The 1,681-nt window shown below is 40.4% G+C and carries 1 protein-coding gene and 1 rRNA gene; both read left to right on the top strand.

What is annotated here, in order from left to right; all coding sequences use genetic code 11:
• Positions 1-77, top strand: a 5S ribosomal RNA gene (gene rrf, locus ACFX4L_RS25445); the annotation flags it as partial.
• 165 nt (positions 78-242) lie between these two features.
• Entirely contained in the window at positions 243-1,094 is an 852-nt protein-coding gene (locus ACFX4L_RS25300) for a tyrosine-type recombinase/integrase (RefSeq protein ID WP_377406660.1), read from the top strand.
• Positions 1,095-1,681 lie beyond the last annotated feature (587 nt).

Here is a 1,681-nt window from a genome sequence, read left to right as displayed (position 1 = left end):
CCGAACACGGCAGTTAAGCTCTTCAGCGCCGATGGTAGTTGGGGGTTTCCCCCTGTGAGAGTAGGACGCCGCCAAGCAATTTTTATCACATCAATTAGGATTCATAAACCCGTATACACAGGTTCAGATCCTATCTACGCATTCTAAACCTTAGGATTCTCCTAAGGTTTTTTTGTATAAATTCCACTATTCGTGTATTGGATAGGCTTATTAGTAGCATGATTTTGGTAGGGGGCTTCTCGATGACCAGTAAAGAAGAAAACCTGGACAATAAACAAATTCTTCATTCTTTTGCCGAATGGTTAATGGGTCAAAATAAATCCGTTGGTACGATTAAAACCTATGTTGGAGTCATCTCCCAGTTTCTTCAATGGTTTAAAGAAGAAGCGGAAGAAATTGAAAAATCCCACGTGCAAACCTATTTAGACTATATGGAACAGTCAAACAAGAGTGGAGGAACGATTGAAAAACATTATTCAGCCATTACCATGTTTTCCAGGTTCCTTGATAAACCCGAGATCGTCCTCAACATCGATCGCAAAGCAAAGGAAAAGAAAGAAGATCCGCCAAAAGCTCTGAACATGTTTGAGCAAGCTGCTCTCCTAAAAGAAATCGATGCTTCTGGGCATTTCAGGAATATTGCTATTGTCTACACAATGATTCATACGGGTATCCGGGTGTCCGAACTTTGTGATTTGAACCATAGCGACATTCAAAAAGAGGGAGAAAGGCAATATGTCCTCATCCGGGATTCAAAAGGTGATATAGACAGGAAGATTCCACTCTCCATGACTGCTAGTGAAAAGATCAAGGCATACAAGGAATTTTTAAATATGGAAACGGAAGCCATTTTCATATCCAGTGTGAATCAGCGCATCACGCCAAGGTCCGTGCAATATATGCTGACTAAATATAATGCGACTCCCCATAAGCTACGGAATACGTTTTGCCAAAAATTAATCGATAAGGGGATAGACCTTCAAACCGTTTCAAAATTAATGGGGCATAAAGATTTGAACATGACCAAACGTTATATAGGAGAAGGAAAAGAAGAATTGAAATTAGCCATAGAAAATACTTTTGAAAATTTATAAGAGAGGAAAACTTCTTATATATCGGGAAGTATTCCTAATCCTTGGTAAAGCTACTGAGTCTTCATTATAAAGTTCCAAATGGCAAGGAGGACTTCTACTACTGAGTAATAAAAAAGCCTTTCTCTTATAAAGTGTAGGCCGTGTAAAGGACAGATTAAAAAGACTAGGCGGTTTTAAGGTGATGATCTCTCTAGATGGTGAATGCCACCTTTTGGCTACAGAAAAACGTTTTTCTTAATTTTTAATGGAAGAACTCGGTGTTATCAATTTTTATTGATGGCTTTTACTAGAATTCCGATCTTTGCGTTGGCCACACCAGCATATTTTGCGGAGAACCTGACCAGGCGTTTGGACGCGACTAATTCCCCTTTGGTAAAATCCTTCTTATGTTCGGCTAGGAACATTTCAATGGTGGTGTTAAATTCCTTTATGCTGCTAAAAGGTGCGTGTGCGGCCGAGCCTAGGTCGTATCATATAGCGGGTGGGATTCCTGTCGAGTAAGAACTAGCGATTCGCTCGTAGCGAGTCTTGGAGGGCTAAAGGTAACTTTAGTCTTTAAGCGTAGACAGTTAGGTGGCGGGCCGAAA

The sequence above is a fragment of the Peribacillus sp. YIM B13482 genome (assembly GCF_042787975.1).
GTDB lineage: Bacteria > Bacillota > Bacilli > Bacillales > DSM-1321 > Peribacillus > Peribacillus simplex_A.
The sequence above is the reverse complement of the archived record's forward strand: the minus strand, read 5'-3'. Positions and strand labels throughout refer to the sequence as shown.